This is a genomic window from Aetokthonos hydrillicola CCALA 1050 (genome assembly GCF_017591665.1).
GTDB lineage: Bacteria > Cyanobacteriota > Cyanobacteriia > Cyanobacteriales > Nostocaceae > Aetokthonos > Aetokthonos hydrillicola.
Genome location: NZ_JAAKGC010000230.1, coordinates 1,374 through 3,800, shown reverse-complemented (window position 1 = coordinate 3,800; position 2,427 = coordinate 1,374). Strand labels below are relative to the sequence as shown.

At 40.6% G+C, this 2,427-nt stretch carries 2 protein-coding genes; one reads left to right on the top strand and one right to left on the bottom strand.

The window, feature by feature from the left end; genetic code table 11:
• On the bottom strand, positions 1 to 443 hold a 443-nt coding region (locus G4P69_RS36090), incomplete at its 3' end, for an SNF2-related protein (protein ID WP_243903158.1).
• A gap of 1,160 nt (positions 444 to 1,603) precedes the next feature.
• On the opposite strand from G4P69_RS36090, the gene G4P69_RS36085 reads away from it, so the two are divergent.
• Complete coding sequence (locus tag G4P69_RS36085) at positions 1,604 to 2,104, top strand: GNAT family N-acetyltransferase (protein ID WP_208343714.1); 501 nt, start codon at positions 1,604 to 1,606, stop codon at positions 2,102 to 2,104.
• Positions 2,105 to 2,427: the final 323 nt, after the last annotated feature.

Genomic DNA, 2,427 nt, shown 5'->3' with positions numbered 1-2,427 from the left:
CAGATCGCACAAGCTTTAGGTTTAACTGCGGACGAGGTATCCGTAGTGATGGTACTTATATTAAATTTATCGCTTAGCTCTTGTTGCCATTGGGAAACCAAAGATGCAGGCGTCAGTACCAAAAGCGATCGCACCATTCCTCGTGCTAGGTACTCTGCTATGATTAGTCCTGCTTCAATGGTTTTCCCCAATCCGACTTCATCCGCCAGCAATGCTCTTCCACCAAGTTGTCTAAGAACTTTACGAGCAGTTTCAATTTGATACCAGTATTTGTCAATGGCAGTCAGAGTCGGAAGGCAAACGAGCTGATCATAGTCTGCCATTATGGATAGGTTAAACAAGTCTAGACGCGCCTGGTAGAAGTTAATTGGGTCGTAGTTACCTGCTTTGAGCGCTAAAAGTGCTGTGGAGGAGTTAAATTTAAATGTATAATTTTTATCCATAATGTCGAACCCAATTATCAAGTAACTTCACCGAGCTTGCACCCAAAGCTATGCCAAAAAATTCTCTAATTGTGCATTCTAACCCAATTCATCCAGACAGAGCGGGTAACGCTAGTTTGCAGTTTTGGTAGTTGCTAGTATTATTTAACTGTTGCTTATACAGTTCTATTCTTTGTGGCTGAGCGATTTTCAGTTAGTTAACAAAGTTGCTCGCTTTATCACATAAATTTAAGTATATATTAAGCTATTAAGCAATGCTTGTATTCACCCTGGGATCTCCACCTGACTACGGTAAGCGCTACGGATGAAGTTGCTATGTAACACAATTCAGGTGATCGGTAACCATTCGTCACAACTTAAATCTTTCACCAATTTGTCAATCTACCCATAGGATGAAAATTAAATAAAAAACTTAGGGTTTTCGATGAGCAAACCTTCATTGATAGCAGCCGTATTCAACTCTTTGTCAGGCATTTTCGAGCGATATTAGGTATATGAAAAGCAACCTCAGTATAACAAGTTTGTGGGGTACAAAAAAATATCTTGTCTCTATGTTCAGCAATCAGGGAAAATGTCCTTATTCCCAGAACTGCGCGGTTAAGCCTAAAAATACGAAATTATGTAGGTTGGGTTGAGGGACGAAACCCAACGCTTATCGGTATTTGTTGGGTTTCGCTGACGCTCTACCCAACCTACCATTTTTCTTAACCGAGCAGTATTGCACTTTATGTAACCTATTTCTGCCTAAATTCCGGAAACGCTCATTGTTTTATTGAAGGATAATAAGAGTTTTGTGAGTACGCCAACGGGACACAATAAATTGACCTAACAGGAGTGAGAGGTAAGCCATGTTTCACTTTATCAAAGTAGTTCAACCATGCCAGTTCTGCGGTTCGCGTCGCTTAAAAATGGCGTCAGGAGAAAAACACTTTGTGCTTATTAATTGTGGTTCATGCGGTAATTTCCATCGGTGTATCAGTACACCGACATCTAAAATTACGACTCCAAGGTTTGATAATTCACCTAGACGCAAGGGAAAAACTGTAAAGAAGTTGGGGGCTTTGAACTAGACTATCGACCCGTAAGACTTCTCGATTAGTCCCCGGTTTATATCCACAATAAACTCAATTCCGAATTCATTGTCCCTGAATCCTTTCTAAATGATGGCTGAAGTAACAATTCGTGGTTTTGAAATGGCAGACTGGGAAGATGTAGCGGCTCTATTCAATGCACCAAAGTGCTGCTGGGGAACCATGCAAATGCCCTACCAATCCCGTGACGAGATTAAGCGAAAATTGGAAAATCCTCCACAAGGGTTGCACCGTTTGGTGGCCGTTGTCAACGGCTCTCAAAAAGTGGTGGGTCTGATTGGTTTACACACATTTCAAGGTCGTAGATCTCATGTGGGTTCAATCGGAATGTTTGTTCATGACGATTATCACAATCAAGGGATTGGATCAAGACTCATGCAAGCCGTAATTGATCTAGCTTGTAACTGGTTGAACTTGAAACGTCTTGAATTAACAGTTTACATCGATAATCATAGCGCTGTTCATCTCTATGAGAAGTACGGCTTTGTGATTGAAGGGACACTGAAAAAGTATGCTTTTCGAGATGGTGCTTATATCGATGCTTATACAATGGCAAGACTGAGCAATTAGTGGGACTTAATTCTCAAAGGCTGAGGTTCTTCTGGGAGCGGCTCTGTGAATAAGCCCATAGTCTGACTTACAGATACCTAAGATAGAGGCAGTAATTAGCTTTTTCTTATTAATATTTTTTTGGAGAGTTATAAATAGCCGCTTAACAAGTTAAAAGCTATAGATCATGAAAAGTATTATATCGATTGGTTTGGATAAGTTCTTCTGGAAAAAGAAACAATTTGTTTTGCTGTTTGACTCAATCACTGCCGCTTCTGATATCGCTTTTATGCTCCAAGGTCAGTGGGATGGCTGTAATGCCGTAGTCATGTCTAAATGTGACG